Below are 24,269 nucleotides of genomic sequence, written 5' to 3' on the forward strand. Positions count from 1 at the left end.
GGTACAGCGACCGCGCCGGGTCCTTCTGGATCTCCACGAGCATGCCGAGTTGGACCTGGGCGATGGGGTAGGCGTCGGTGAGGCCGGCGGGCAGGGCAGCCCGGTCGGCGTCGTCGAGCAACGCGAACGGTGCGACCGGCTGGAACTCCGGTGCGACCTCGGCGCCGTCCTTGGCCGCGAGGTGCGCGGCGAGCGCCGTCACGGTGCGGTGCACGAAGACGTCCCGGACGCCGACGGGGAAGCCCGCTCCCCGGAGCGCGCCAACCAGGGCGACCGCTCGCAGTGAGTCGCCGCCGAGGTCGAAGAAGCTGTCCACCACGCTGACGATGTCGAGGTTCAACACGCGTGCCCAGATCTCCGCGAGCTGCCGTTCCAGGTCGGTACGGGGAGCCACGTGCGCCCGGCCGGTCTCCCCGACGGACGCGGCCAGGGCGGCCCTGTCGACCTTGCCGTTGGCGTTCAGCGGAATGGACTCCACCACCACGAGGTCCGCCGGGATCATGTACTCCGGCAGTCGACTGGCACATTCCTGCCGCACCCGGGCGGCCAGGCCGGCGTCCGGTCCTTCCGGCACGTAGAAGGCGAGCAACCGCGCCTCTTCCGGATGGACCAGGGCGACGGTGTCGCGGACGCCGGCGACGGCGCCGATCACCGACTCGATCTCACCCAGCTCGATCCGGTAACCACGAACCTTCACCTGATGATCAACCCGGCCCACGAACTCGACAGCGCCATCGGCCAACCGACGAACCAGATCCCCGGTCCGATACAACCGCGACCCCGCCGACCCAAACGGATCCGGCACGAAACGATCGGCCGTCAAACCCGACTGACCCACATAACCCCGAGCAACACCCACACCACCGACGAACAACTCACCAACCACACCCACCGGCACCAGATTCATCCACGAATCAAGCACGAACATCCGCACACCCGGCAACGCCCGACCAATAGGCACCACCGGCAGGGTCTGCTCCACCCGCACCGGGAAAACACACGTCCCCACCGACGCCTCAGTCGGCCCATACTCATTAATCAAATTCCCCGAACCCAAAATACCCAACCACCGATTAGCCAACGCCGCAGGCAAACCCTCACCCGCAACGACCACCACCGGCGCCAACCCAGCCAGCTGCTCATCCGAGAGCTGCCGACCCAAAATTTCCAAATGACCCGGCGTCAACTTCAAAAAACTAAACGGAGCAGCAGCCGACAACACCGACCCCAACTCCGCCAAATCCACATCCTGATCCACCATCAACACCCGCTGGCCCACCACCAACGGCGCCCACAAATTCGGCACCTGCAAATCAAAAGCAACCGACGAGAAAACAGCACACCCGCCCGACCCACGACCCGCCAAATCCACCGACGCCCAACGAACATGATTCGCCAAACCCCGATGCGTAACCTGCACACCCTTCGGCCGACCCGTCGAACCCGACGTGAAAATCACATACGCCAAATCATCCAAATCCACCACACCCGGCAGGACCACCGGCTGCTGCGACTCCACAGCCCGCTCGGCCACCAGCACCTCGACCCCGGACGGGAACCGATCCGCGTAGTGGGCCGACGTCACCACACGGGACACACCGGCATCCGCCAGGATCGAGCTGATCCGACCGGCCGGATACGACGGGTCCACAGGCACGAACGCCGCGCCCGTCTTCCACACCCCGAGCATCGCGGCCACCAGATCGACACCCCGATCCAGCAACACCGCCACGACCGAGCCACGGGATACGCCGGACGAGGCCAGCCACGACCCCAGCACCACAGCCCGCGCATCCAACTCCGCGAAGGGCACCCCATTGACGGCCTCGCACGACGGCACTGCCGTCACCCGCTGCTCGAACCACCCCAGCACCGAGTCCGACAACGGCTCCACCGCGCCGTCGCCGTCGGCCAACAGCACCGACACCTCACCCGCCGGCAGGCACACCATCCGCGCGTCCCCGTGCGGGTCGGCCACCATGGCCTCCAGCACCGCCCGGTACATAGAGCCCAGGCGCAGGACGTTGGAGTAGCTGACGACGTGAGGGTCGCTGAGGATGCTGAGCGTGCCGTCCAGTGTGGAGACGTGCAGGTCGAACTCGCTGGACGCCTCGTAGACGGCGTCGTCGAAGCCGACCCGGTCGGTGTCGACCTGGGCGAAGTCGAGGTAGTTGAAGAGGATCTCGATGGGCCGGGCGCCGTCGGTGAACCGCTGCACCGACGGCAGCGGGTAGTGCCGGTGCGGCCACAGCTCCAACTCGGCGTCGAAGGTCTGCCGGATCAGCTCCGTCCAGGTGGCCGCCGGACCGCGGTGCACGATAGGCAACGTGTTCAGGTGCATGCCGTACACCTGGTCCGCGCCGGTCACCTCGGGCCGCCCGTGGCAGACCAGGCCGCTTGTGAAGACGGGCTCGACGGTGATCTGGCTCATCACCTTCAGGTGCGCGGCCAGCAGCACGCTCTTCAGTGCGGTGCCGGTGCTGCTTGCCAGCTCCCGGAGCCCGTCGAGCAGGTCGTGCAGCGGCACCCGGGTGCCGCACTGGAACTGGGGGTCGGAGTCGGGGGCACCCCAGCCGGCGGGCAGGGCGAACCGCGGGTGCTCGACGACGCCCCGCCAGTACGCCTCGTCCTCGGCGGACGTCAGCGCGGCCAGCTCCGCGGCCACGAAGTCGGCGTAGCGCACGGGCAGCGCGTCGACGGGCACCGGAGCGCCGGTGTCCCGTAGCCGCCGGTAGTTGTCCAGGATCTCCATCAGCAGGGAGTGGTGGCTCCAGCCTTCGAGGATGCCGTGCGACATGGTCAGCACGAACCACCAGGCGGTGCCCTCGCCGATCGCACCGGCGACGCGTATCTGCGGGACCTGGTCCGGCGCGAACGGGTTGGCCCGCTCGGCGGCCATGTAGGCGCTCATCCGGGCCTCGGTGTCCGGGCCGCGCAGGTCGAGTTCGGTCACCTCGATCGGCACCTCGGCGTGCACGAGTTGCAGCGGCACCGAGTAGCCGTTCAGGTCGAACGACGTACGCAGGATCTCGTGCCGGTCGACGACGGTCTGCACGGCACGGCGCAGCGCGTCGGGGACCAGCGGCTGCTCGTCGTGGATCGGGAAGGCCGAGACGTTGTGGTAGGTGTGCCGCTCGGTGTCGGTCATCGTCTTGACGAGCATCCCGAGCTGCACCTGGGCGATGGGGTAGGCGTCGCTGAGGCCGGCGGGCAGGGCGGCCCGGTCGGCGTCGTCGAGAAGCGCGAACGGTGCCACCGGCTGGAACGCGGGCGCGACCTCGGCGGCGTCCCCCGCCGACAGGTGCGCGGCGAGCGCGGCGACGGAGCGGTGCACGAAGACATCACGCACCGAGGCGGAGAAGCCCGCCGTACGCAGGGCGCCGACGAGAGCGATGGCGCTGATCGAGTGCCCGCCCAGGTCGAAGAAGCTGTCCACGACGCTTACCGTGTCGAGGTTCAACACGCGTGCCCAGATCTCCGCGAGCTGCCGTTCCAGGTCGGTACGCGGGTCCACGTGCACCCGCCCGCCACCGGTCACCGACGCCGCGAGAGCGGCCCTGTCGACCTTGCCGTTGGCGTTGAGCGGAATGGACTCCACCGCCACCAGGTCCGCCGGGATCATGTACTCCGGCAGCCGGCTCGCGCACTCCCGCCGCACCCGCTCTGCGAGACCGACATCGGGGCCGTCCGGCACGTAGCACGCCACAAGCCGCGAGCCCTCGCCGTGGACCAGCGCCACCACATCACGGACCCCGGCCACCGCGCCGATCACCGATTCGATCTCGCCCAGCTCGATGCGGTAACCACGGACCTTCACCTGATGATCGACCCGGCCCACGAACTCCACCGCGCCATCGGCCAAGCGACGAACCAAATCCCCGGTCCGATACAACCGCGACCCCGCCGACCCAAACGGATCCGGCACAAACCGATCCGCCGTCAAACCCGACTGACCCACATAACCCCGAGCAACACCCACACCACCAACGAACAACTCACCAACCACACCCACCGGCGCCAGATTCATCCACGAATCAAGCACGAACATCCGCACACCCGGCAACGCCCGACCAATAGGCACCACCGGCAAAGTCTGCTCCACCCGCACCGGGAAAACACACGTCCCCACCGACGCCTCAGTCGGCCCATACTCATTAATCAAATTCCCCGGACCCAAAATACCCAACCACCGATTAGCCAACGCCGCAGGCAACCCCTCACCCGCAACCACCACCACCGGCGCCAACCCAGCCAGCTGCTCATCCGAGAGCTGCCGACCCAAAATTTCCAAATGACCCGGCGTCAACTTCAAGAAACTGAACGGGCCAGCCGCCGCAAGCGCCTCCCCCAACTCCGCCAGGTCCAGGTCCTGATCAACCATGAACACCCGCTGACCCATCACCAACGGCGCCCACAGATTCGGCACCTGCAAATCAAAAGCAACCGACGAGAAAACGGCACACCCGCCAACACCACGACCCGCCAACTCCACAGAAGCCCAACGAACATGATTCGCCAAACCTCGATGCGTAACCTGCACGCCCTTCGGCCGACCCGTCGACCCCGACGTGAAAATCACATACGCCAAACCATCCAGATCCACCACACCCGGCAACACCACAGTCGAATCCGCCGGCGGCATCGAATCGACGGTCAACACCTCGACACCACCGGGGCAGCGATCCACGTGCCCCGACGACGTCACAAGTACCGACGCGCCCGCATCGGCCAACATGGCCTCGACCCGGCCCACCGGATACGACGGGTCCACCGGCACGAACGCCGCCCCCGCCTTCCAGACACCCAGCAGCGCGGCCACCAGATCGACACTCCGATCCAGCAACACCCCCACCACCGAACCCCGACGGACACCCCGCGAGGCCAACAACGACCCCAACACCACCGCCCGCGCATCCAACTCGGCGAACGACACACCGTTCACCGCCTCGCCCGACGGCACCCGGGAAACCTGCTCCTCGAACCACTGCAGGACCGACCCCGACAGCGGCTCCACCACGCCGTCGCCGTCGACCAACACCACCGACACCTCACCCGCCGGCAGACACATCACCCGCGCGTCCCCGCCCGAGTCGGCCACCATCGCCTCCAGCACCACCCGGTACATCGCGCCGAGGCGGCGCAGGGCGTCGTGGCCGACGTTGCGTTGGCTGGCCTGGAGGGTGAGGAAGCCGAGCCGGCTGAACACGCCGAGCGGGAACTCGGTGGGACTGTCGTCGATGGACTCGGCGTAGTCGATGTCGTCGGTGTCGATCTGGTGGAAGTCGTGGAAGCTGAACCGCACGTCGAGCATGCGGGCGTCCTCGCCGACCTCGCGTTGCAGGGTGGACAGCGGGTAGCGCCGGTGCGGCCACAACGCCAGTTCGGCGGCGAAGGTCCGCTGGATCAGCTCCGACCAGGTGGCGGCCGGGCCGTCGTAGCCGACCGGCACGGTGTTGAGGTGCATGCCGTACACCCGGTCGGCACCGGCCGCCTCGGGGCGGAAGTTGCAGACCAGCCCTGTGTAGAACCGATCGGCGCCGGCCAGCTGGCTCATCACCTTGAGGTGCGCGGCAAGCATCACCGACTTGAACGGCACACCGAGGCGCCGGGCCAGGTCCCGCAGCGAGGCTTCGAGGTCCTGCACCGGCACCCAGTGCTCGTGCTTGGCGCCCTCCGGCGCGTCGGGGTCACCCCAGCCGGTGGGCAGGTCGTGACGGACCCGTCCGGCCAGCACGCCACGCCAGAACTCCCGGTCCTCGTCGCCGGTGACCGACAGTCGTTCGGCAGCGACGGCGTCGGCGAACCGCACCGACGGGATCGGCTGCGGCGACGGCGGCTCACCGGCACGGATCTGGTGGTAGGCGCGGACCAACTCCATGATCAGCGAGTGGTAGCTCCATCCGTCCAGGATCGGGTGGCACTCGGTGATGGTGAGCCACCAGCTGCCGTCCGAGCAGGTACGGGCGTGCAGCCGCAGCAGCGACGGGCGGTCGAGGTCGAACAGGTGGGCCCGCTCGACAGCGATGTGCTCGCGCAGCTCCCGGTCCAGCTCGGCCCGCTCGGTGGTGAACGTGTGGTCGTGCGTGACGGTCAGCTCGGCGGTGGCGTGCACCAACTGCATCGGCACCGAATAGCTGGTCAGGTCGAAGGAGGTACGCAGCACCTCGTGGCGACGAACCAGCAGCGCCGCGGCGGCGCGCAGCGCCTCAAGGGAGAACTCCCCTTCGCCGCGGACCCGGTAGCTGGTCACGTTGTGGTAGGGGTTCTGCTCGGTGTCGGACAGCAGCTCGACAAGCATGCCGAGCTGTCCCTGGGTGCACGGGTAGGCGTCCACCACACCGGCGGGCAGCACGGCCCGGTCCGCCTCGCCGACCAGCTCGAACGGGGCGACGGTCGGCTCCGGCTCGGTGGCGGGCCGCGCGGTGAGCAGTTCGGCCAGTTCGGCGACGGTACGCCGCTCGAAGATGTCCCGGACCTCCACGTCGAAGTGCGCCGCCCGCAGCGCGCCGGCCAGCGCCACGGCGCGGATGGAGTCACCGCCGAGGTCGAAGAAGCCGTCCTGTACGCCCACCCGGTCCAGCCCGAGCGTGGCGGTCCAGACGTCGGCGAGCTGCTGTTCCACTGTGGTACGCGGAGCCACGTACGGCCTGTCGACGGCGACCACCGAACGGCCCGGGGCGGGCAGCGCGGCCTGGTCGAGCTTGCCGTTGACGGTGAGCGGGATCCGGGGCAGCGGCATGAACGCCGCCGGGACCATGTAGTCCGGCAGCGTCCGACCCAGCGCCGCGCGCAGCTGCGAGGGGCGCAGCAGCGTCGAGGTGTCATCGGCCACCAGGTACGCGGTGAGCCGCTGGTCGCCCGGGGTGTCCTCGCGCAGCACCACCACCGCGTCCCGGACGCCGGGCAGGACGGTCAGGGCCGCCTCGATCTCGCCCAACTCCACCCGGTAACCACGGATCTTGACCTGGTGGTCGATGCGTCCGACGAACTCCAGCCCTCCGTCGGCGTGCCGTCGGGCGAGGTCGCCGCTGCGGTAGAGCCGCGAACCGGCAGGCCCCCACGGGTTCGGCACGAACCGCTGCGCGGTCAGGTCGGCACGACCCAGGTAGCCGCGGGCGACACCCGGGCCGCCCACGTGGATCTCGCCGGGCACGCCGATCGGCACCGGCCGACCGTCGGCGTCGAGCAGGTGGACCGTGAGGTCCGACAGGGGTACGCCGATCCGGCTGGCAGCACCGCCCACCTCGGCGGCGACGACCCGGTGGTACGTGGTGTGCACGGTGGTCTCGGTGATCCCGTACATGTTGATCAGTTGTGGCGCGTCCACGCCACGGCTGGCCACCCACGGCGCCAGCTCGGCGAAGTCCAGTTTCTCGCCGCCGAAGGTCACCACCCGCAGGGCGAGCTGGTCCACCCGGGGGTCGCCCTTGGCCGCCAGTCCGACCAGGGCGCGGAACGCCGTGGGCGTCTGGCAGAGCACAGTGACCCGCTGTGCGATCAGCTCGTCGAGCAGCTCCTGCGGGGACCGGGCCAGCGCCCGCGGCACCACAAGCAGGCGACCGCCGTGCAGCAGGCAGCCCCAGATCTCCCAGACCGAGAAGTCGAAGGCGTACGAGTGCAGCAGCGTCCACACGTCGTCGGTGCCGAACCGGTAGTCGCCGGCGGTGACTGTCAGCAGCCGCAGCACCTGCCGGTGGGCCACCGCGACGCCCTTGGGCCGGCCGGTGGAGCCCGAGGTGTAGATGACGTAGCAGAGGTTGTCCACGTCCATCGGCACTGCCGGGTCGGTGGCCGGCTGGGCGGCCAGTTCCGTGGCGAAATCCGGGGCGTCCAACAGCACGACGGTTCCGTCGAAGTCGGCGAAGCGGTCACTGTGGGCGGTGGTGGTCAGCACGATCGCCGCGCCGGCATCGCTGATCATGAAGTCGAGGCGTTCGTCCGGCGAGGCCGGGTCGAGGGGCAGGTACGCCGCACCGGACTTGAGCACGCCGAGCAGGGCCGGAACCAGTTCGGGGCCGTGGTCGAGGTGAACCCCGACCAGCCGCTCCGGGCCGGCGCCGTGGCCGCGCAGCCAGTGGGCGAGCCGGTTGGCGTCGGCGTTCAGCTCGGCGTACCCACTGGTGGTGTCGCCTACCGTCAGCGCCGCCGCGTCGGGGTGTGCGGCAGCGACCGCCTCGAAGACGCCGTGCACGGTGCCGGTGACCGGGTCGGCGGTGACCGGCCCCTGAGTCACCACTGCCAGCTCGGCGGGGCCGAGGATGGCCAGGTCGGAGAGTCGGGCCGTCGGGTCGGCCGCCACCTGTCGCAGGAGCCGCACCAGGTGGTCGGCGGCACGCTCGACGGTGGCCGTGTCGAACAGGGCGGTGGCGTACTCGATGCGACCGCGCAGTCCGCCGTCGGCGCCCTCCATCATGTGCAGGGTCAGGTCCACCTTGGACGACCGCAGGGGCAGCTCGACAGGTTCCACGTTCAGGTCGCCGGGCCAGTCGATGGCGGGCGGCTCGGACTGGAGGGTGAACGCGACCTGGTAGAGCGGCGTGCGGGAGAGATCACGCTCCGGTTCCAGCTCGTCGGCAAGCAGGGCGAACGGGGCGTCGGTGTGGTCGAACGCGCCAAGCACCGTGTTCCGGGTCTGCTCCAGCAGGGCGGCGAACGACGGGTCGCCACTCCAGCGTGCGCGCAGCACCAGGTTGTCGATGCCGTACCCGACGAGGTTGTGCAGCTCGACGCGGCTGCGCGCGGACGACACAGTGCCCACGGCGAGGTCGGTCCTGCCTGTGTAGCGCGACAGCAGCAGCTGGTAGGCGCTGAGCAGGGTCACGAACACCGTGGTGCCGGCGTCGCGGGCGACACCGCGCAGCGCGGCGGAGAGTTCGGCGGTAAGGGTGAACGGCACCGACGAGCCGCGCCAGTCCCGGTTCTTCGGCCGGGTCCGGTCGGCCGGCAGCTCCACAGGCGTCAGCCCTGCGAGTTGGTCGCGCCAGTAGTCCAGCGAGCGGGCCACCGCCTCAGCGCGCAGTCGGCCGCGCTGCCAGGCGGCGAAGTCGGCGAACTGGACGGCGGGCACCGGCAACCAGGGCTCGACGCCGGCCCGGAAGGCGGCGTACAGCTCGGCCAGCTCACCGGTGAGCACAGCGAGGGACGGCGCGTCGCAGGCGATGTGGTGCAGCGCCAGGGCGAGGACGTGCTCGTCGGTGTCCAGCCGGACCAGCACGGCCCGCACGGGCCAGTCCTCGGCCAGGTCGAACCCGGTGAGCGCGGCGTCGGCGAGCACCGCGTCCAGCGCTGCCTCCCGCTCGGTGCCCGGTCGGTCGGTCAGGTCCACCACCGGCAGGTCGAGGCTCGCCGGAGGGTCGATCACCTGGATCGGAGCGGTGCCGGCGAGGGCGTAGCGGGTGCGGAGGATCTCGTGCCGGGCGACCAGGGCGTCGAGGGCGCGGCCCAGCACGCCGGCGTCCAGCTGCCCGCGCAGCCGCAGCGCGCAGGAGACCAGGAACTCGGCGCTCGTGGGGTCCATCCGGTTGAGGAACCACATCTGCTGCTGGCCGTACGACAACGGCAGCTCCCCCGACCGGTCGACGGTCGGGATCCGGTCCCGGCGGCCGGTACGGCGGCCCGCCAGCCGACGCTGGACGAGTTCTTCACGCAGGTTCGGCTCGTTGGCGATGCTCGTCATGCCGGGTACTCCTCGGATCGCGAAAGGTCGTGGGTGAGGTCGGCTGCGTCCAGCGCGTCGACCTCCGCTCGGATCAGGTCTTCGATGGCGATCGCCTGGGCGCGCACCGTGGGGTGCTCGAACGCCAGCCGGATCGGCAGGTCGAGGTCGAACTCCTCCTGCAACCCGGCGATCAGCCGGGCGGCGAGCACCGAATGCCCGCCCAGGAGAAAGAAGTCGGTTGTCGCGCCGATCCGCCCGTCGAGCAGTTCCGCCCAGATCGCGGCCACCCGCTTCTCGACAACTGTCTGCGGTGCGACGAACTCGGTGGGGTCGGCGATGCCGTCGGCGAGTGCCGCGTCGAGCCTGCCGCGCAGGGCGTTCCGGTCCACCTTGCCGTTGGCGTTGAGCGGGATCCGCTCCACGGGCACGAACAGGCTCGGCACCATGAAGTCGGGCAACTGCCGGGCGCAGTACGCGGCCAGGTCGGTGGCCTCGCCGAGGTAGAAGGCGACCAGGCGGTCCTGGTGGGCGAGGACCACGCAGTCGCGTACCCGGGGATGCTTGGCGACGACGGCGCTGATCTCGCCGGGTTCGATCCGGTAGCCGCGGACCTTGACCTGGTCGTCGACCCGACCGACGAAGGCCATCGTGCCGTCGGGCCGCCAGTGGCCCCGGTCGCCGCTGCGGTAGAGGCGGGTCCCCGGCGGGCCGTAGGGGTCGGGCACGAAGCGTTCGGCGGTCAGCCCTGGCCGCCCGAGATAGCCGGTGGCCAGGCAGGCGCCACCGATGTACAGCTCCCCGACGGCGCCGACCGGCAGCAGCCGCATCTCGTCGTCCAGGATCCGCACCACAGTGTTCGCCATCGGTCGGCCGATCGACACGATCTCGCTGGTCTGCGGCTCCACCACGGGATACGCCGACATGATCACGGTGGTTTCGGTAGGGCCGTAGGAGTTGATCAGGCCGCCGGGACCGAGCATGTCGAGCCACTTGGTCGCCACCGACCCGCGCAGCACCCCACCGGCCACCCAGAGCTGACCGGCAAGCCGCTGCGCCTGCGCGGCGTCGACCTGCGTGGCCAGCAACTCCAGGTGCGGAGGCGTCATGATGAAGCGGTCGTACGGCCCGGCGGCCAGCAGCAGAGCGCCGAGCTGGGTCAGGTCGAACTCCTGCGGCAGCAGGGTCACCGGCTGCCCGGCCACCAGCGGCCCCCAGAGGTTGGAGATCGACAGGTCGAAGGCGATTGTGGAGAAGAGCGGCGCCCCACCGCCGGCCGGGCGGCCTCCCCGGTCGCCGAGCGCCTCGGTCTCGGTGGCGCAGGCCAGGAAGTTCGTGACCGCCGCGTGGGAGAGCAGCACCCCCTTGGGGCGGCCTGTCGATCCGGAGGTGAACAGCACGTACGCCGTGTGCGCCGGGTCGAGGTCGCGAGCCGGCGCCGTGGGCGGTTCGGCGCTGACCATCAGCCGGTGGGTGTCCACCTGGAGGGTGGGCACTGCGAACCGGTCGGCGAACCGCGAGTCGGTGACGGCGAGGCCGACGCCCGCGGTGTCGAGCAGGTAGTCGATGCGCTCGGCCGGATACGAGGGGTCCAGCGGAAGGCAGGCGGCACCCGCCTTCCAGCAGCCGAGGATCGCGGCCACCAGGTCGGGGCCCCGCGCCAGTAGTACGGCCACTGTCGCGCCCGGTGCCACGCTGGACCGGCGCAGGTGGTTGGCGAAGCGGTTGGCCCTGTCGTCCAACTCGGCGTAGCTGGTGCACGCATCGCCGTGGCGCAGGGCCACTGCCTGCGGTGCCGCCGCGCGACGCGCCTCAAACAGGTCGACAACTGTGGTGGCCGGACGGGGCACAGTCGGCCCGTTCCATCCGTGCAGCAACTGGTGCCGTTCCTCGGCCGAGAACGGGTCGAGTTCGTCCAGGCGGGCGTCCGGCTCGTCGGCGGCGGCGCCCAGCAGCCGGACGAAGTGGTCGGCGAACCGTCGCACCGTGGCTTCGTCGAACAGCGCTGTGGCGTACTCCACGGCTCCGGCGAGCGACCCGTCCGGCTGCGGCCACAGGTGCACTGTCAGGTCGGTCTTGGCCACTGTGGACGCCTGCCGTAGCGCGTCGATCGTGAGCGGATCGTCGGCCATCCGGCCGGTGATCCCGCCATCCTGGTAGTTCAGCGCCACCTGGTAGAGCGGGGTACGGGAGAGGTCCCGCTCACCGACCAGGTCGTACACCACACGGTCGAAGGGCAGGTCCTGGTGGGCCAGAGCCGCGACGGTCCGGTTGCGGACCTCCCGGACGGCCCGCGTGAAGCCGGACGCCGGGTCCAGGGTGCAGCGCAGCGCCACCGGATTGAGGAAGATCCCGGCGATCTGGTCCAGCTCGGCGGGCCGGTGCCCCGAGGTGGGCGTACCGATCGGCACGTCCCACTGCCCTGTGTAGCGGGCGAGAACCGTGGCGAAGCCGGTGAGCAGTGTCATGAACGGGCTTGCCGCGCAGCGCCGACCCACATCGGTCAGAGCGCCGGCGACGTCCGCCGTGATGGTGAAGCCGAGCATGCTGCCCTGCGCGTCCCGCCGCGCCGGTCGCGGACGGTCAAGCGGCAGCTCCAGCTGGGGCACCCCGGCCAGCGCCTCCCGCCAGTACGCCAACTCCCGCCCGACGACCTCGTCGGTGAGGTGACGCTGCTGCCAGACCGCGTAGTCGGCGTACTGCACCGGCAGGTCCGGCAGGTCCGCCGGCCGTCCCTGCGCCGCGGCGGCGCACAACTCCCGCAGGTCCCGTTCGAGGACGTCGGCGGTGCCGGCGTCGGACGCGATGTGGTGGACGGCCAGCACCAGCAGGTGATCGCGGCCGGTGGCGACGGCGAGTCCGGCCCGCCACAGCGGTCCGGTGTGCAGGTCGAAGCCCCGGCCGAGCTGTTCGGTGATCAGTTCGGCCAACCCGCCGTGGCTGACGTCGCGGACGTCCAGGTCGACGGTCCCCGGCGCCACGACCTGCTGGCGGGCCACGCCGTCGACCACCAGATAGCGGGTACGCAGCGGCTCGTGCCGTACCTCAAGCGCGTGCAGAGCCGCCCGGACGTGATCGGGATGGGTGGCGGCGGACAGCCGCACGTGCACGGGGACGACCCATTCCTTGCTGCCCGGGTCGAGCTGGTCGAGCATCCAGAGCCGGTGCTGGGCGGCGGACAGTGGCAGGGGCCTGTCGCGCCCCACCGGCAGCACCGGCGGGGTCGCCGGGGTGGCCGCCTCCAGCAGCCGGGCCTGCGCGGAGACTGTCGTGTGGGTGAGCAGGTCGCGCAGCGTCACAGTGCCGCCAGCCGCGCTGAGTTGGCTCTCCAGCGTCAGCGTCACGAGTGAGGACCCGCCGAGCTGGTAGAAGTCGTCGTCGACGCCGACCTGGTCGACGCCGAGCAGATCCCGCCAGATGGCCGCGACAGTATGTTCGGCTGCCGTCCGCGGCGCCCGGAGCGCCGGCCGGTCGAGAGTGTCGATCGCCGGCAGGGCGGACCTGTCGATCTTGCCGCTGGCGGTGAGCGGGAACTCCGCCACCGGCTGGAACACGGCAGGCACCAGCGCCTCGGGCAGCCGGCCGACGCAGAACGCCCGCAGGGTCGCCGGGTCGAGTGACCGCCGACCGGCGACGTACGCGGCGAGCTGCCGGCGACCGGCCGGGTCGGTGTGCCCCACCACCACCGCCGCCTGGACGTCCGGGTGGGCGGCGAGCACCGCCTCCACCTCGGCCGGCTCGATCCGTACGCCGTTGACCTTGAGTTGGTGATCGACCCGACCGACGAACTCAAGGCTCCGGTCAGCGCGCCACCGGACCTGGTCACCGGTGCGGTAGAGGCGGGCGCCGGGCGGCCCGTACTCGTCGGGCACGAACCGATCGGCGGTCAGGTCCGGGCGGTGCAGATAGCCCCGGCCCAGGTTGGCCCCGCCGATGTAGAGCTCGCCCACCACACCCACCGGCACCGGCCGCCGGTCGGCGCCGAGCACCTGGACGCGTACGCCGGGCAGTGGCCGGCCGATCGGCACCGGCCCGGCCGACTGCGTCGTGTCCACCGGGTGTGCTGTCACGTCGATGGCGCACTCGGTGGGGCCGTACGTGTTCCACACCCGTACGTCGGGTGTGACGGTCAGCCGCCGGCACAGGTCGGCGTGCAACGGTTCCCCTGCCGAGAAGACCAGCCGCAGACTTGTGCAGTCCGCCCAGCCTGGCTGGTCGACGAGCCGGGCGAACACCGAGGGCACTCCCTGTAGGACGGTGATCCGGTGCCGGACGACCGCCGCGACAAGGGCGGCCGGGTCCCGGTGCGCCCCGTCCGGTGCGAGGACCACGGTGCCGCCGCTGGCAAGCGGGGCGAAGAACTCCCAGCCCGCCGCGTCGAAACTGACCGACGTCTTCTGCAACACCCGGTCGCCGGGGCCCAGGTCGTGCTCCCGGATCGTCCACGTCACCCGGTTGCCGATGCCACGGTGGGTGATCAACACGCCCTTGGGGTGGCCAGTCGACCCGGAGGTGTAGATGGCGTACGCCACCGAGTCCGGGTCGGGTGACGGCACCGCGGCGGTGTCCGGGCAGGCCGCGATCCGCGCCCGGTCGGTGTCCAGGCACACCACCCGGTCCGGCGTCGCCTCGTCGCGAAGCGCGTCGCGGGTGAGCAGCACCCCGGCCCCGCTGTCGGCGAGGAGACGCCGCCGCCGCTCGGCGGGGTGGGTCGGGTCCAGCGGCAGGTACGCCGCACCGGCACGCCACACACCCAGCAACGCGACCACGAGGTCGACGCCGCGGTCCAGGTTGACCGCGACAAGTGATTCCGGGCCGACGCCCAGCTCGGCCAGGTGCCGACCGAGCTGGTTGGCCCGCCGGTCCAGCTCGGCGTAGTCCAATCGCTCGGTGTCACCGCTCACCGCGATGGCGGTGGGGGTCAGCGTCGCCTGCCGGGCGATCAGCTCGGACAGGGTGCCCGCCCCCTGGAAGGTGGCTACGGCTACGGGCGCCGCAGGCGGAACGATACTCATGGTGCTCCTCCGGGGGACCGGGCGCGGACGTGGGATCGGATCGGTTGGTCAGGCCGCGGCCTGGGACTCCATGCGCTGACGCAGGCTCAGCGGCCGCATGTCGGTCCAGATCTCGTCGATCCGGGCCAGGCATTCGTCGCGGGTGCCCTCGGTGCCCTCGGCACGCCACCCGGCGGGCAGGTCCCGGTCGGTCCACCAGACCGAGTACTGCTCCTCGTCGTTGAGCACCACGCGGTAGCTGCGGTTGTCGGTCATTGCCACTCCTTCGGGGATCAGGCGGACGCCACGGCGGCGTCCACCACGGGTAGGAAGTCGTCGACGCGTACGCCCAGGCCCCGCCGTTCGGCGGTGGCGCGGACGTGCTCGGCGAGCGCGAGGTCCAGCACGCCGAGGCCGAACGGGGACACCACCACCGGTACGTCGTCCACGGGCAGCCGCGTCTGGCCGCCGGCCAGCGCGCCGATGGTGGCGTGGATGAAGTCCCGGCCGCCGGTGAGCTGCTCGGCAAACTGCAACGAGGTGCCCTCGCGGCAGGCGTGGTCGGCGTCGTCGACCACGTTGCGCGCGGCCAGCAGACCCTCGGGGAGCAGGTCACGCAGGGACAGGTGCAGCACGACCGCGCCGGGCTGGCAGGCGGCCAGGTCGATGTGGGGTTCGGTGGCGGTGGTGGCGATCGAGGTCAGCCGGTGCGCGGCCAACGCCTCCTCGGCGGTCCCGGCAAGTGTCGTCGGCGTACCCGGCAGCAGGGTTCGGGCGGTCTCGGCGAAGGCCTCGGCCCGGCGCCTGTCGGTGTCGAACAACGTCAGCGCCGGCGGCGGGGCGACGGTGGCCGCCACGAACCGCAGCACCTGCTGGTTGATCAGACCGCAGCCGATCAGGGCCAGGCCGTCCGGGCGGCGGTGCGCGGTGAGCAGGCCGGCAGCGAGCGCAGCGCTCGCCGCGGTACGCCGGGCCGAGATGACCGACCCCTCGATCAGGGCCACCGGGTGGCCGGTGCGCATCGAGTTCAGCAGGATGGCCGCGCTGGCCCGCTCCAGCCCGGAGGCCAGGTTGCCGGGGAACGAGGAGATCCATTTGATGCCGCTCACCGGTGGGTCGGCGCCGAGGTAGGCGGGCAGGCCGATGATGCGGTCGCGGTGCCGCTGGGGGAAGCGCAGGAAGACCGAGTGCGGCAGGCTCGTGCGGCCCTGCTCGTGCAGCAGGTACGCGTTCCGGACCAGATCCACAGCCCGGGCGTCGTCGCCGTCGAGGATGTCCCGCACCACAGCCCTACCGATGATCAGCACGTAGCGTCCTTCCACAGGTGGGTGATCTCCCCGAAGTGCCCGGACACCCATTGATCGGAATAGATCGTGTCGAGGTAGCGGTCGCCGTTGTCGGGCAGGATCAGCACGGCGGTGGCACCGGCAGGGATGTCGGCCATCCGTCGGCGCAACGCGGACACGGTGGCGCCGGAGGACCCGCCGGCCAGGATGGCCTCCCGGTGCAGCAGCAACCGGCAGCCGACCACGCAGTCCAGGTCGGAGACGTGCATGATCTCGTCAGGGGTGGCGTCGACGGCCAGGGGCGGCACGACCGAGGCGCCGTGCCCGGGGATCAACCGGGTCGCCGGTTCGTCGCCGAAGATGGCGCTGCCCACCGCGTCCACCGCCACCACACGTGTGGACAGGCCGTGGTCGCGCAGGTAGCCGACGCAGCCGACGAGCGTGCCGCAGGTGCCGGTGGAACAGAACAGATAGTCGATCCGCCCGTCGAGCGCCGTCACGATCTCGGCCATCGTCTGCCGCTGTGCGGCGGCGTTGAGCGGATTGGCGTACTGGTCCGGGCGGTAGGCGTGCGGGACCTGCTCGCACAGCTCGCGGACACGGCGCTGCCGCGCCGGCAGGTACTCGCCGCTGACCGGGTCGGGGTGTTCGACCATCTCGATCTCCGCGTGGTACGCGGTCAGGATCGCGAGGTTCTGCCGGGTGGTCTTCGGGTCGACCACGCAGATGAACCGGATCGCGTAGTACGCGCAGAACTGGGCCAGGCCGATGGCCAGGTTGCCCGAGCTGGACTCGACGACCACCGATCGGCCGGGCACCAGCTCCCCGGATTCGACCTTGGCGCGCAGCATGCTCAGCGCGGTGCGGTCCTTGATGCTGCCGCCGGGATTGAAGCGTTCGAGCTTGACGAACAACCGGGAGGGGAACTCCGGAAACAACCGGACCAGCTGTACCAGCGGTGTGTTCCCGACCGTCGAGAGGATGCCCTCGCGCACCGTTCCTCCCTCCACAAGTGACCTATCAATGCCAGGGACGTTGTCAATCAGCGCTATACCGCCCCTATACCTGTGCGTCGGGCGGCCATATCGAGCCTGGATCCGGCCGGCGACGGGGGTCGCGCCGGCCGGATCCGGCCCGTGCGGCGGGCGTGTCGGCCCTGCGGCACGGGGGAACCGCAGGCCGCGCCGCACGGGTCTATCGGGTGCCGAGCGCCAGCAGTTCGCGCAGTTCCGCCTGGTCGACCATCGGTGCCAGGGACGCCACCGTCTCCGGCGCCGTGCAGGCCACCCGCAGCATCTGGAGGAAGTGCCCGGACAGCCGCCGCACGGTCGCCTCGTCGAACAGGTCGGTGTCGTAGCCGAACTCCGCCTGGAGCCGGCCGTCCTGGTACTGGGTGAGGGTCGCCGACAGGTCGAACTGCCCCTCGTCGTACGGGATGTCCAGCAGCCGGATCTGGTGCCCGGCGAACGCGTGCCGCTGGTTGGTGTAGTTGTCGCCGTGCTGGTGGGCCAGCAGGGTGACTGTCACCCGCACCGGCGGTTCCTGGTTCCGCCGGCCCGATCGGAGCAGCGGGAACGGGTAGGCGGCATGGGTCACGGCGTCGGTCAACTGTCGGCTCGCCGCGCTGATCGCCGTCGCGAACGTGGTGTCCGCGTCGAACGACCCGCGCAGCGCGATCGTGTTGATCAACATGCCGACCACCCCGCGCAGCGCCCGTCCCCGACGCAGCGTGGCCGGACAGCCGACGGTGAGCTCCCCCAGCCCTGTGTAGCGGTACATCGTCGCCTGGAACGCGGCGAGCACGACGGCGTACGGCGTCACACCGGCCGCCGCCGCGGTGTCCCGCAGCCGGCCGGCGAGGTCGTCCGGGAGCTCCTGACTGAACGCGCCGCCACGGAACGAGCGCACCGGCGGACGGGGCCGATCGGTCGGCAGGGTTGCCGCCGTGGCACCGTCGCAGACCTGCTCCCAGTAGGCGCGCAACCGCTCACCCCGCTCGCCGGTCAGCGCCGCCCGTTCCCGGGCCAGGAAGTCGTCGTAGCTGCCGGAGACCGGCGGCAACTCCACCGGTCGCCCGGCCTGCAACGCCCCGTACGCGGCGTCCAACTCCTGCCAGACGATCCGCTGCGAGTGGAAGTCGGTGGCGATGTGATGGATCACCACCACCAGCACGCAGTCGGTGCGCCGCCGCAGCAGGGCCACACGCATCGGACCGTCCTGCGCCAGCCGTAGCGGCTGGTCGCCGAACTCCTGGCAGCGGCGCAACAGCCCGTCGTCGTCCAGGTCGGGAACGTCGTGGACCTCGACTTCGCACCCGAGGTCGGGATCGACGACCCGCACCGGCCCCTGCTCCGTCTGCACGAAGCGGGACCGGAGCATGTCGTGCCGTGCTCGCACCGCCGCCAACGACCGGCGTACCAGGTCGGGGTCGAGCGCCGGTTCGACGTGCAGCCCGTGGACCACGTTGCTGGCCGGGCTGTCCGGGGCCAGCCGGTGGACAAGCCACAGCGCTCGCTGTCCAACCGACAGTTCCCGGACGTCCTCGGTCACCCCGCGGACCTGGCGGAGAGCACGAAGTCACTGAGGTCCTGGACCTTGGTGAAGCTGCCGACCAGCTCGTCCGGCACCTCGATGTCGAAGTGGGTCTCCACGGCGGCGAGCAGGTCGACGAGCTTGAGGCTGTCCAGCCCGAGGTCGACGAACGTGTCGCTGGCGTTGATCTCCCGGTCGGCGTCCTCGGTCATCAGCTTGCGGGTGAGCGACACGACGTCGATGGACACCTGGTTCACGGTCATCGTCATGGTGCTTGTCCTTTCGTAGGAAGGGATCTTGATCGAAGTGGGTCAGGGCATCCGGATGATCTGACCGGCGTAGGCGAGTCCCGCACCGAAGCCCAGGAGCATCACGCGGTCGCCGGGGCTGGTCCGGCCGCTCTCGTGCAGCCGGCTGAGCGCCAGCGGCACCGACGCGGCAGAGGTGTTTCCGGTGTCGATGATGTCCTTGGCGACCTTCTCGTCCGGGATCTGGAGGATCTCGGCCAACTGGTCGACGATGCGGAGGTTCGCCTGGTGCGGCACGAACCAGTCGATGTCCGACAGCTCGATGCCGGCGAAGGCGCACACCTTGCGGGCCACCCTCGGCACGTTCTTCGTCGACCAGCGGTAGACCAGCGGGCCGTCCATCTTGGCGAACTCGCGGCCGGTGGCGTCCCACTTGGTGCCGAGGATGTCGGCCCGCGAGCCGTCGCTGCCCCACACTGTCGGGCTGATCCCGTCGATCTCCGACGGGGAGACCACAGCGGCACCCGCACCGTCGCCGAAGATGACGTACGTTGCCGGGTCCTCCGGGTCGATGAAGCGGCTCAGTTGTTCGGCCCCGACGACGAGCACGTTGCGGGCGCTGCCCATCCGGATCTCGTTGGACGCGAGCCCGATCGAGTAGGCGAAGCCGGCGCAGGCGGCGTTCAGGTCGAACGCCCCGGTGGCGGTGATACCGATCCGGCTGGCCACCTCGGGCGCCCCGCCCGGGATGCGGTCCTTCTTCGTCGCCGAGGCGAGGATGACAAGGTCCACCTCGGACGGGTCGATGTTGGCCATTGCCAACGCCTTGCCGCCGGCCTCGGCGGCCATCATCGTCACGGATTCCTCCGGCCCAGACCGGTAGCGCGACCGAATGCCGGTCCGCTCCTCGATCCACTCCGGAGTCACGCCGGCCTCCCCGGCGATCTCCTCGTTGGTGATCAGTCTGCTCGGCCGGTACGCCCCGAGCCCGGTGATTGCCGCACCTGTCATCTGTGCCATCGCCTCCTCCGCACCACGCCTGCTCGGCGTCCTGGTGACACCGTCCGGAGGCAGTGTTCGGCGGGGCTCTCATAACTTCTCTACATCGCGCCCGGTATGGAAAAGAGATAGCCCGGCCCCGGACCGTACGGCGAATGTGTGTCGCCGCAGGCTGGCACGCCGATTCCGAGGGAGCACGCATGGAGGAGTTCCGAGGCAGGGTCGCGGTCGTCACCGGTGCCGGTTCGGGCATCGGCCGGGCGCTGGCGGTCGAGCTGGCCGTGCAGGGCGCCCGGCTGGCCCTCTCCGACGCGGCGGAGGAAGGTCTCGCGCAGACCGCGGCGCTCTGCGCCGCGCGGGGGGCCGAGGTCCGTACCTACCGGCTTGACGTCACCGACAGGCTGGCGATGCAGAACCACGCCAAGGAGGTACGCGCCGACTTCGGCGGCGCCGACCTGGTGATCAACAACGCCGGGGTGACCCTGCTCGCCTCGATCACCGAGGCCAGCTGGGACGACATGCGGTGGGTGCTGGACGTCGACTTCTGGGGCGTCGTCAACGGCACCCAGGCGTTCCTGCCACTGCTCGTCACCTCGAAGGGCCACCTGGTCAACATCTCCAGCATGTACGGGTTGACAGCGGCACCGGCGCAGAGCGCGTACAACGCGGCCAAGTTCGCCGTCCGGGGCTTCACCGAGGCTGTGTTGCAGGAGATGCGGGTCGGCGACGTGCCGGTGCGCGTCAGCTGCGTCTACCCGGGCAAGGTGCGGACCGACATCTTCAGCAACGCCCGGGCGGCGAAGGGGCTCGGCTACGGTGGGGTTCGGGAGCGCTACGCCCGGGAGGCGACGACCTCGGCCGAGCAGGCCGCACGACTCATCCTGCGCGGCGTCCGACGCAACCGGGTGAAGATCGTCGTCGGTTCGGATGCCCGCCGGGCCGACCTGCTCACCCGGCTGCTCGGCACTGTCTACTCCCGCTTCACCGCGCGCGCGGTCCGGACGCAGGCGAGCCAGGTCCGCCTGGAGGCCATGCGGACCCGGCTCGCGGCGCAGCGGGTCAGAGCGTCAGACCACCGTCAACTGTGACGACCTGGCCGGTCAGGTAGGAGGCCCGCTCCGAGAGCAGGAACGTCACCACCGGGGCGATCTCCTCCGCCTGGCCGAGCCGGCCGAGAGCGGTCCGCTGCTGGACGCCCACGGCCAGCCCGGCCGGCAGGTCGTTCAGCATGTCGGTCTCGATGAACCCCGGCGCCAGGGTGTTGACCCGGATCCCGTACGGGCCGACCTCCTTCGCCAGCGCCTTGGTGAAGCCGATGATGCCGGCCTTCGAGGCCGAGTAGTTGGTCTGACCCGGGCTGCCGGTGATGCCGGCCACCGAGGAGACCGTGACGATGGCGCCGCCACGACGCCGCATCATCTTGCGGATCGACGCCCGGCACACGTTGTAGACACCGCCGAGGTTGACGTCGATCACCGCTTGCCAGTCCTCGTCGGCCATCATCGCCACCGGACGGTCGCGGATGATCCCGGCCACGGTCACCAAAGCGGCGATCTCGCCCAGGTCCCGCTCCACGCCGTTGACGAACTCGCGCACCTGCGCGGCATCGGCGACGTTCACCTGCCGGGCCAGCACCCGGGCACCGGTCTCCAGCACCTCCGCGGCCACCTTCTCGGCGGCCTCCCTGTTGCTCTGGTAGCAGAAGGCCACGTCGTACCCGTCTGCGGCGAGCTGCCGGACCACGGCCCGGCCGATCCCTCGGGATCCGCCACTGACCAGGGCGACCGGTCGTCGGTTCTCACTCATGTCGACTCCTTGACGTCGGAGACCCCGGCCAGGACGGCGGGGCGAAGCGCAGCCGCCGGGCGCACCGCGCCGACCAGGCGACCGACCTGCATGACCACCTCGGTGCCGACCACGCTCTCGCCCCGGACGAAACCGGTGTCGGCGATCAGCCGGATCAGCTCGACCCGGTGCTCGACCGTCTCGCCCGGCAGCACCGGCCGGCCGAAGCGGATCCCCTCGAAGGCGCCCGCGATGGGCACCCCGTCGGTCAGCACGTCGGGCATCGGCCGGTCGTGCCTGATCAGCACCAGCGCGGCCTGGCCCCAGGACTCCAACAGCAGCACGGCTGGCAGCGGACGGGGCCCGGTCACCGTGTAGCTGCCGACCAGCCGGCGCCGGGGCACGATGTCGCTGACCCGGTCGACAAGGAGCATCGGCGGTCGGTGCGGGATGAGCCGTCGAATGTCGTCGCGGTCGAGCATCACGGGGTTCCTTCCTGATAACGCAACACCACCTCGGCGGCCGGTACGCCGGACACGGCGACCGTGCCCCGGCGTATCGGGCCGTCGCACCGGATGGTGATGACAAGCTCGTCGTCGAGGTCGATCGTTCGGAGGAACCGGCAGGACACCAGCTCGGCGAGGATCTCCGCCGGCATCGCCGCGAGGACGGCGCGGTGCACGTACTCGACGATGTAGACACCGGGCAGCAGGGGGAATCCGGGATAGTGCCCGGCGAAGACCGGGTCGTCCCGGTCGGGCCGGACTCGACCGACGATCTCGTCCCCGCTCGCGTGGTCGAGGTCGATCCGCGCAGTGGTCGCGCACTCGGGCGGAATCAGGATGGTCACCCACCGACCGTGCCCGTACCGGCTATATCTTCTCCATACGCCGTGAGCACGACGGACCCGCCGGGGATCCGCAGGCGCGGCTATGCCGACGGCGCCGACCCGGCGGTCACCATGCGGTGGTCCGACGGGTCGGCCTTCTCCCGCGCGAAGACCCGCACCAGGTCGTGGAAGCGGTGTCGTTGCCGCCGGCCGCCGTCCGAGCCCGCGATCTCCAGCAGCCGGGCGTCGACAAGGCTCTCGGCCACCTCGTCCCCCACCCGGGGCGTCACGCCGAGCACCCGGGCGGCGGCTCCGATCGGGAAGTCGGCAGTGTCCAGCAGGGCGAGCCGGCGCAGCGCGACCTGACTTTCGGCCTCCAGCTCCTGGTAGCTGCCCTCGATGCGGGCCCGCACGTCAAGCGTCCCCAACCGCAGCTCGTTGAGGCGGAACCGCTCGTCGGCCAGCCGCTGCGCGAGATAGCGCAGGGACCAGTGCGGTCGGGCGATGAGCCGCGCCGCGGCCACCCGGATGCCTATCGACAGCCTCCCGCACAGTTGCACGATCCGGTGTGCGGCGCCGGGCTCGGCGGCCACCCGTGACGAGCCGACGATCGTGGCGAACAGCTCCAGCGCCTGCGCCGGGTCGAGGATGCCCACCTCGACGCGGGTGACGCCGGGCAGCTCGGAGAGGCGTCCACGACAGGTCAGGATCACCCGGCAGGACGGATCGCCGGGCAGCAGCGGGCGCACCTGCTGATAGTTGGCGGAGTTGTCGAGCACCACCAAAACCCGACGGCCCGCCAACTGGCTGCGGTACAGGCACTCGCGTTCGTCGAGGCGCCTCGGTATGGCCTCCTCGGCGTTGCCGAGGCTCCGGAGGAACCAGCCCAGCACGTCGCCCGGTTCGGTGGCGTTGCCCCGGGTGCCGCCGAGGTCGGCGTAGAGCTGCCCGTCCGGGAAGTCGTCGCGGCACAGGTGCGCGGCCCGCAGCGCCAGCGACGACTTTCCGACGCCTGCCATCCCGGTCAGCAGCGTCCGCTGTGGAGCGGGCGGCGACGTCTCGGCGAGCAGCCCGGCAAGCTGGCGCAGCTCCTGTTCCCGGCCACAGAAGTCGTGCGCCCCGGGCGGCAGCATCCCCGGGCGGACGTCGCGCCAGCCCGGCCCGGCTCGCGGTGCGACAGCGACGTCGGGCGTCCCGGGGCGGGCCAGCACCATCTGGTACGCCTCGGCCAGCGCCGGCCCCGGATCGGCGCCCAACTCGTCGGCGAGCACCCGCCGGCCCTCGTGGTAGACGGCCAACGCGTCGGCCTGGCGGTCACAGCGCAGCAGTGCGGTGATCAAGTGGCTGCGCAGCTGCTCGTGCAGTGGCTGCGCGGCGACCAGGTCGCTCAGCTCCACCACCAGGCCGGCCTGCCGGCCCAGCATGAGGTCGGCCGCGATGCGGTCCTCCAGGACCGCCATCCGCACCTCGGTCATCCGGGGCGACTCCGCCTCGACGAGGTGGTCGGTGACGTTGGCGAGCGTCGTTCCGCCCCACAGCGCCAGCGCCTCGTGGAGGTTCTGCGCGGCCTCCTCGTGCCGGCCGGAGCGCACTGCGTCCCGGCCCAGCCCGGCCAGCCGCTCGAACTCGTCGATGTCGAGGCGGCTGTCCCCCGTCCGCAGCAGGTAACCGGACCACTGCCGGACGATCTCCACCTCGTCCCCGAGATACTTCCGCAGCCGGGAGACGTAGTTGTAGAGCTGGGCGGCGAACGTCGTCGGCGGGTTTTCGTCCCACAGCAGCTGGCAGAGCCGGGTGTCGGAGACGATCCGCCCTCGGGCGAGCAGCAGGACGGCAAGCACGGTGCGCTGCTTGGCGCCGTCCAGCGGGACCTCGACGCCGTTACGCCAGGCACTCACCGGCCCCAGTACGCGAAACTCCACAGTTGCTCCGATCGGGTCA

The 24,269-nt window shown here is 70.7% G+C and carries 13 protein-coding genes (1 of these 13 cut by a window edge); 1 reads left to right on the forward strand and 12 read right to left on the reverse strand.

Features of this window, described 5'->3' with window-relative positions:
• From F4558_RS20750 to F4558_RS20785, 8 genes are all read right to left on the reverse strand, one after another.
• Positions 1-9,676, reverse strand: the 5' end (the start) of a protein-coding gene (locus tag F4558_RS20750) for a non-ribosomal peptide synthetase (RefSeq protein WP_167945622.1). The gene continues 13,592 nt to the left of window position 1, outside the view; the window shows 9,676 of its 23,268 coding nt (coding positions 1-9,676); its start codon is at positions 9,674-9,676; its stop codon lies beyond the left edge, outside the window.
• Positions 9,673-14,670: a non-ribosomal peptide synthetase gene (locus F4558_RS20755; RefSeq protein WP_167945624.1), complete on the reverse strand. Its 4,998-nt coding sequence runs from the start codon at positions 14,668-14,670 to the stop codon at positions 9,673-9,675. The genes F4558_RS20750 and F4558_RS20755 overlap by 4 nt, the downstream gene beginning before the upstream one ends.
• A gap of 48 nt (positions 14,671-14,718) precedes the next feature.
• Positions 14,719-14,925 carry an MbtH family protein gene (locus tag F4558_RS20760; protein WP_167945626.1) on the reverse strand — a complete coding sequence of 69 codons (207 nt, stop codon included), beginning with the start codon at positions 14,923-14,925 and terminating at the stop codon, positions 14,719-14,721.
• Between the two features lie 17 nt (positions 14,926-14,942).
• On the reverse strand, positions 14,943-15,956 hold the full coding sequence (gene sbnB / locus F4558_RS20765) for a 2,3-diaminopropionate biosynthesis protein SbnB (RefSeq protein ID WP_167945628.1): 1,014 nt from the start codon (positions 15,954-15,956) through the stop codon (positions 14,943-14,945).
• The gene (gene sbnA / locus F4558_RS20770) at positions 15,950-16,918 is read right to left on the reverse strand and encodes a 2,3-diaminopropionate biosynthesis protein SbnA (protein WP_369814795.1); all 969 of its coding nucleotides are present in this window, start codon (positions 16,916-16,918) and stop codon (positions 15,950-15,952) included. The genes sbnB and sbnA overlap by 7 nt, the downstream gene beginning before the upstream one ends.
• Positions 16,919-17,129: 211 nt before the next feature.
• Entirely contained in the window at positions 17,130-18,485 is a 1,356-nt protein-coding gene (locus F4558_RS20775) for a condensation domain-containing protein (protein WP_167945630.1), read from the reverse strand.
• On the reverse strand, positions 18,482-18,736 hold the full coding sequence (locus tag F4558_RS20780; protein WP_209273346.1) for an acyl carrier protein: 255 nt from the start codon (positions 18,734-18,736) through the stop codon (positions 18,482-18,484). Before F4558_RS20780 ends, F4558_RS20775 begins: the two co-directional genes overlap by 4 nt.
• A 42-nt stretch (positions 18,737-18,778) precedes the next feature.
• Positions 18,779-19,735: a beta-ketoacyl-ACP synthase III gene (locus F4558_RS20785; RefSeq protein ID WP_053655532.1), complete on the reverse strand. Its 957-nt coding sequence runs from the start codon at positions 19,733-19,735 to the stop codon at positions 18,779-18,781.
• Positions 19,736-19,914: 179 nt separating this feature from the next.
• Here F4558_RS20785 and F4558_RS20790 point away from each other — a divergent pair, with 179 nt between their 5' ends.
• The gene (locus tag F4558_RS20790) at positions 19,915-20,802 is read left to right on the forward strand and encodes an SDR family NAD(P)-dependent oxidoreductase (protein ID WP_167945631.1); all 888 of its coding nucleotides are present in this window, start codon (positions 19,915-19,917) and stop codon (positions 20,800-20,802) included.
• Here F4558_RS20790 and fabG read toward each other — a convergent pair.
• The 4 genes from fabG to F4558_RS20810 all read right to left on the reverse strand — a co-directional run bounded on the left by fabG (position 20,774) and on the right by F4558_RS20810 (position 24,250).
• Positions 20,774-21,520 (reverse strand): 3-oxoacyl-ACP reductase FabG, encoded by a 747-nt coding sequence (gene fabG, locus F4558_RS20795; protein ID WP_167945633.1) that lies wholly within the window; start codon positions 21,518-21,520, stop codon positions 20,774-20,776. The genes F4558_RS20790 and fabG overlap by 29 nt on opposite strands.
• Positions 21,517-21,981 (reverse strand): 3-hydroxyacyl-ACP dehydratase FabZ family protein, encoded by a 465-nt coding sequence (locus F4558_RS20800; protein WP_157552474.1) that lies wholly within the window; start codon positions 21,979-21,981, stop codon positions 21,517-21,519. The genes fabG and F4558_RS20800 overlap by 4 nt, the downstream gene beginning before the upstream one ends.
• Positions 21,981-22,349, reverse strand: coding sequence for an ApeI family dehydratase (locus F4558_RS20805; protein WP_053655535.1), 369 nt, complete (start codon positions 22,347-22,349; stop codon positions 21,981-21,983). The genes F4558_RS20800 and F4558_RS20805 overlap by 1 nt, the downstream gene beginning before the upstream one ends.
• A gap of 80 nt (positions 22,350-22,429) precedes the next feature.
• Positions 22,430-24,250, reverse strand: a complete 1,821-nt coding sequence (locus F4558_RS20810; protein ID WP_053655536.1) for an AfsR/SARP family transcriptional regulator — start codon at positions 24,248-24,250, stop codon at positions 22,430-22,432.
• Between the last annotated feature and the right edge of the window lie 19 nt (positions 24,251-24,269).

This window comes from Micromonospora profundi, assembly GCF_011927785.1.
In the GTDB taxonomy this organism is placed as follows: Bacteria; Actinomycetota; Actinomycetes; order Mycobacteriales; family Micromonosporaceae; genus Micromonospora; species Micromonospora profundi.

Excerpts from the sequence above, each read along its gene's own strand:
- F4558_RS20755 (WP_167945624.1), bottom strand. The coding sequence starts at position 14,670 with ATGAGTATCGTTCCGCCTGCGGCGCCCGTAGCCGTAGCCACCTTCCAG.
- F4558_RS20760 (WP_167945626.1), bottom strand. The coding sequence starts at position 14,925 with ATGACCGACAACCGCAGCTACCGCGTGGTGCTCAACGACGAGGAGCAG.
- F4558_RS20780 (WP_209273346.1), bottom strand. The coding sequence starts at position 18,736 with ATGACGATGACCGTGAACCAGGTGTCCATCGACGTCGTGTCGCTCACC.
- F4558_RS20785 (WP_053655532.1), bottom strand. The coding sequence starts at position 19,735 with ATGGCACAGATGACAGGTGCGGCAATCACCGGGCTCGGGGCGTACCGG.
- F4558_RS20790 (WP_167945631.1), top strand. The coding sequence starts at position 19,915 with ATGGAGGAGTTCCGAGGCAGGGTCGCGGTCGTCACCGGTGCCGGTTCG.
- fabG (WP_167945633.1), bottom strand. The coding sequence starts at position 21,520 with ATGAGTGAGAACCGACGACCGGTCGCCCTGGTCAGTGGCGGATCCCGA.
- F4558_RS20800 (WP_157552474.1), bottom strand. The coding sequence starts at position 21,981 with ATGCTCGACCGCGACGACATTCGACGGCTCATCCCGCACCGACCGCCG.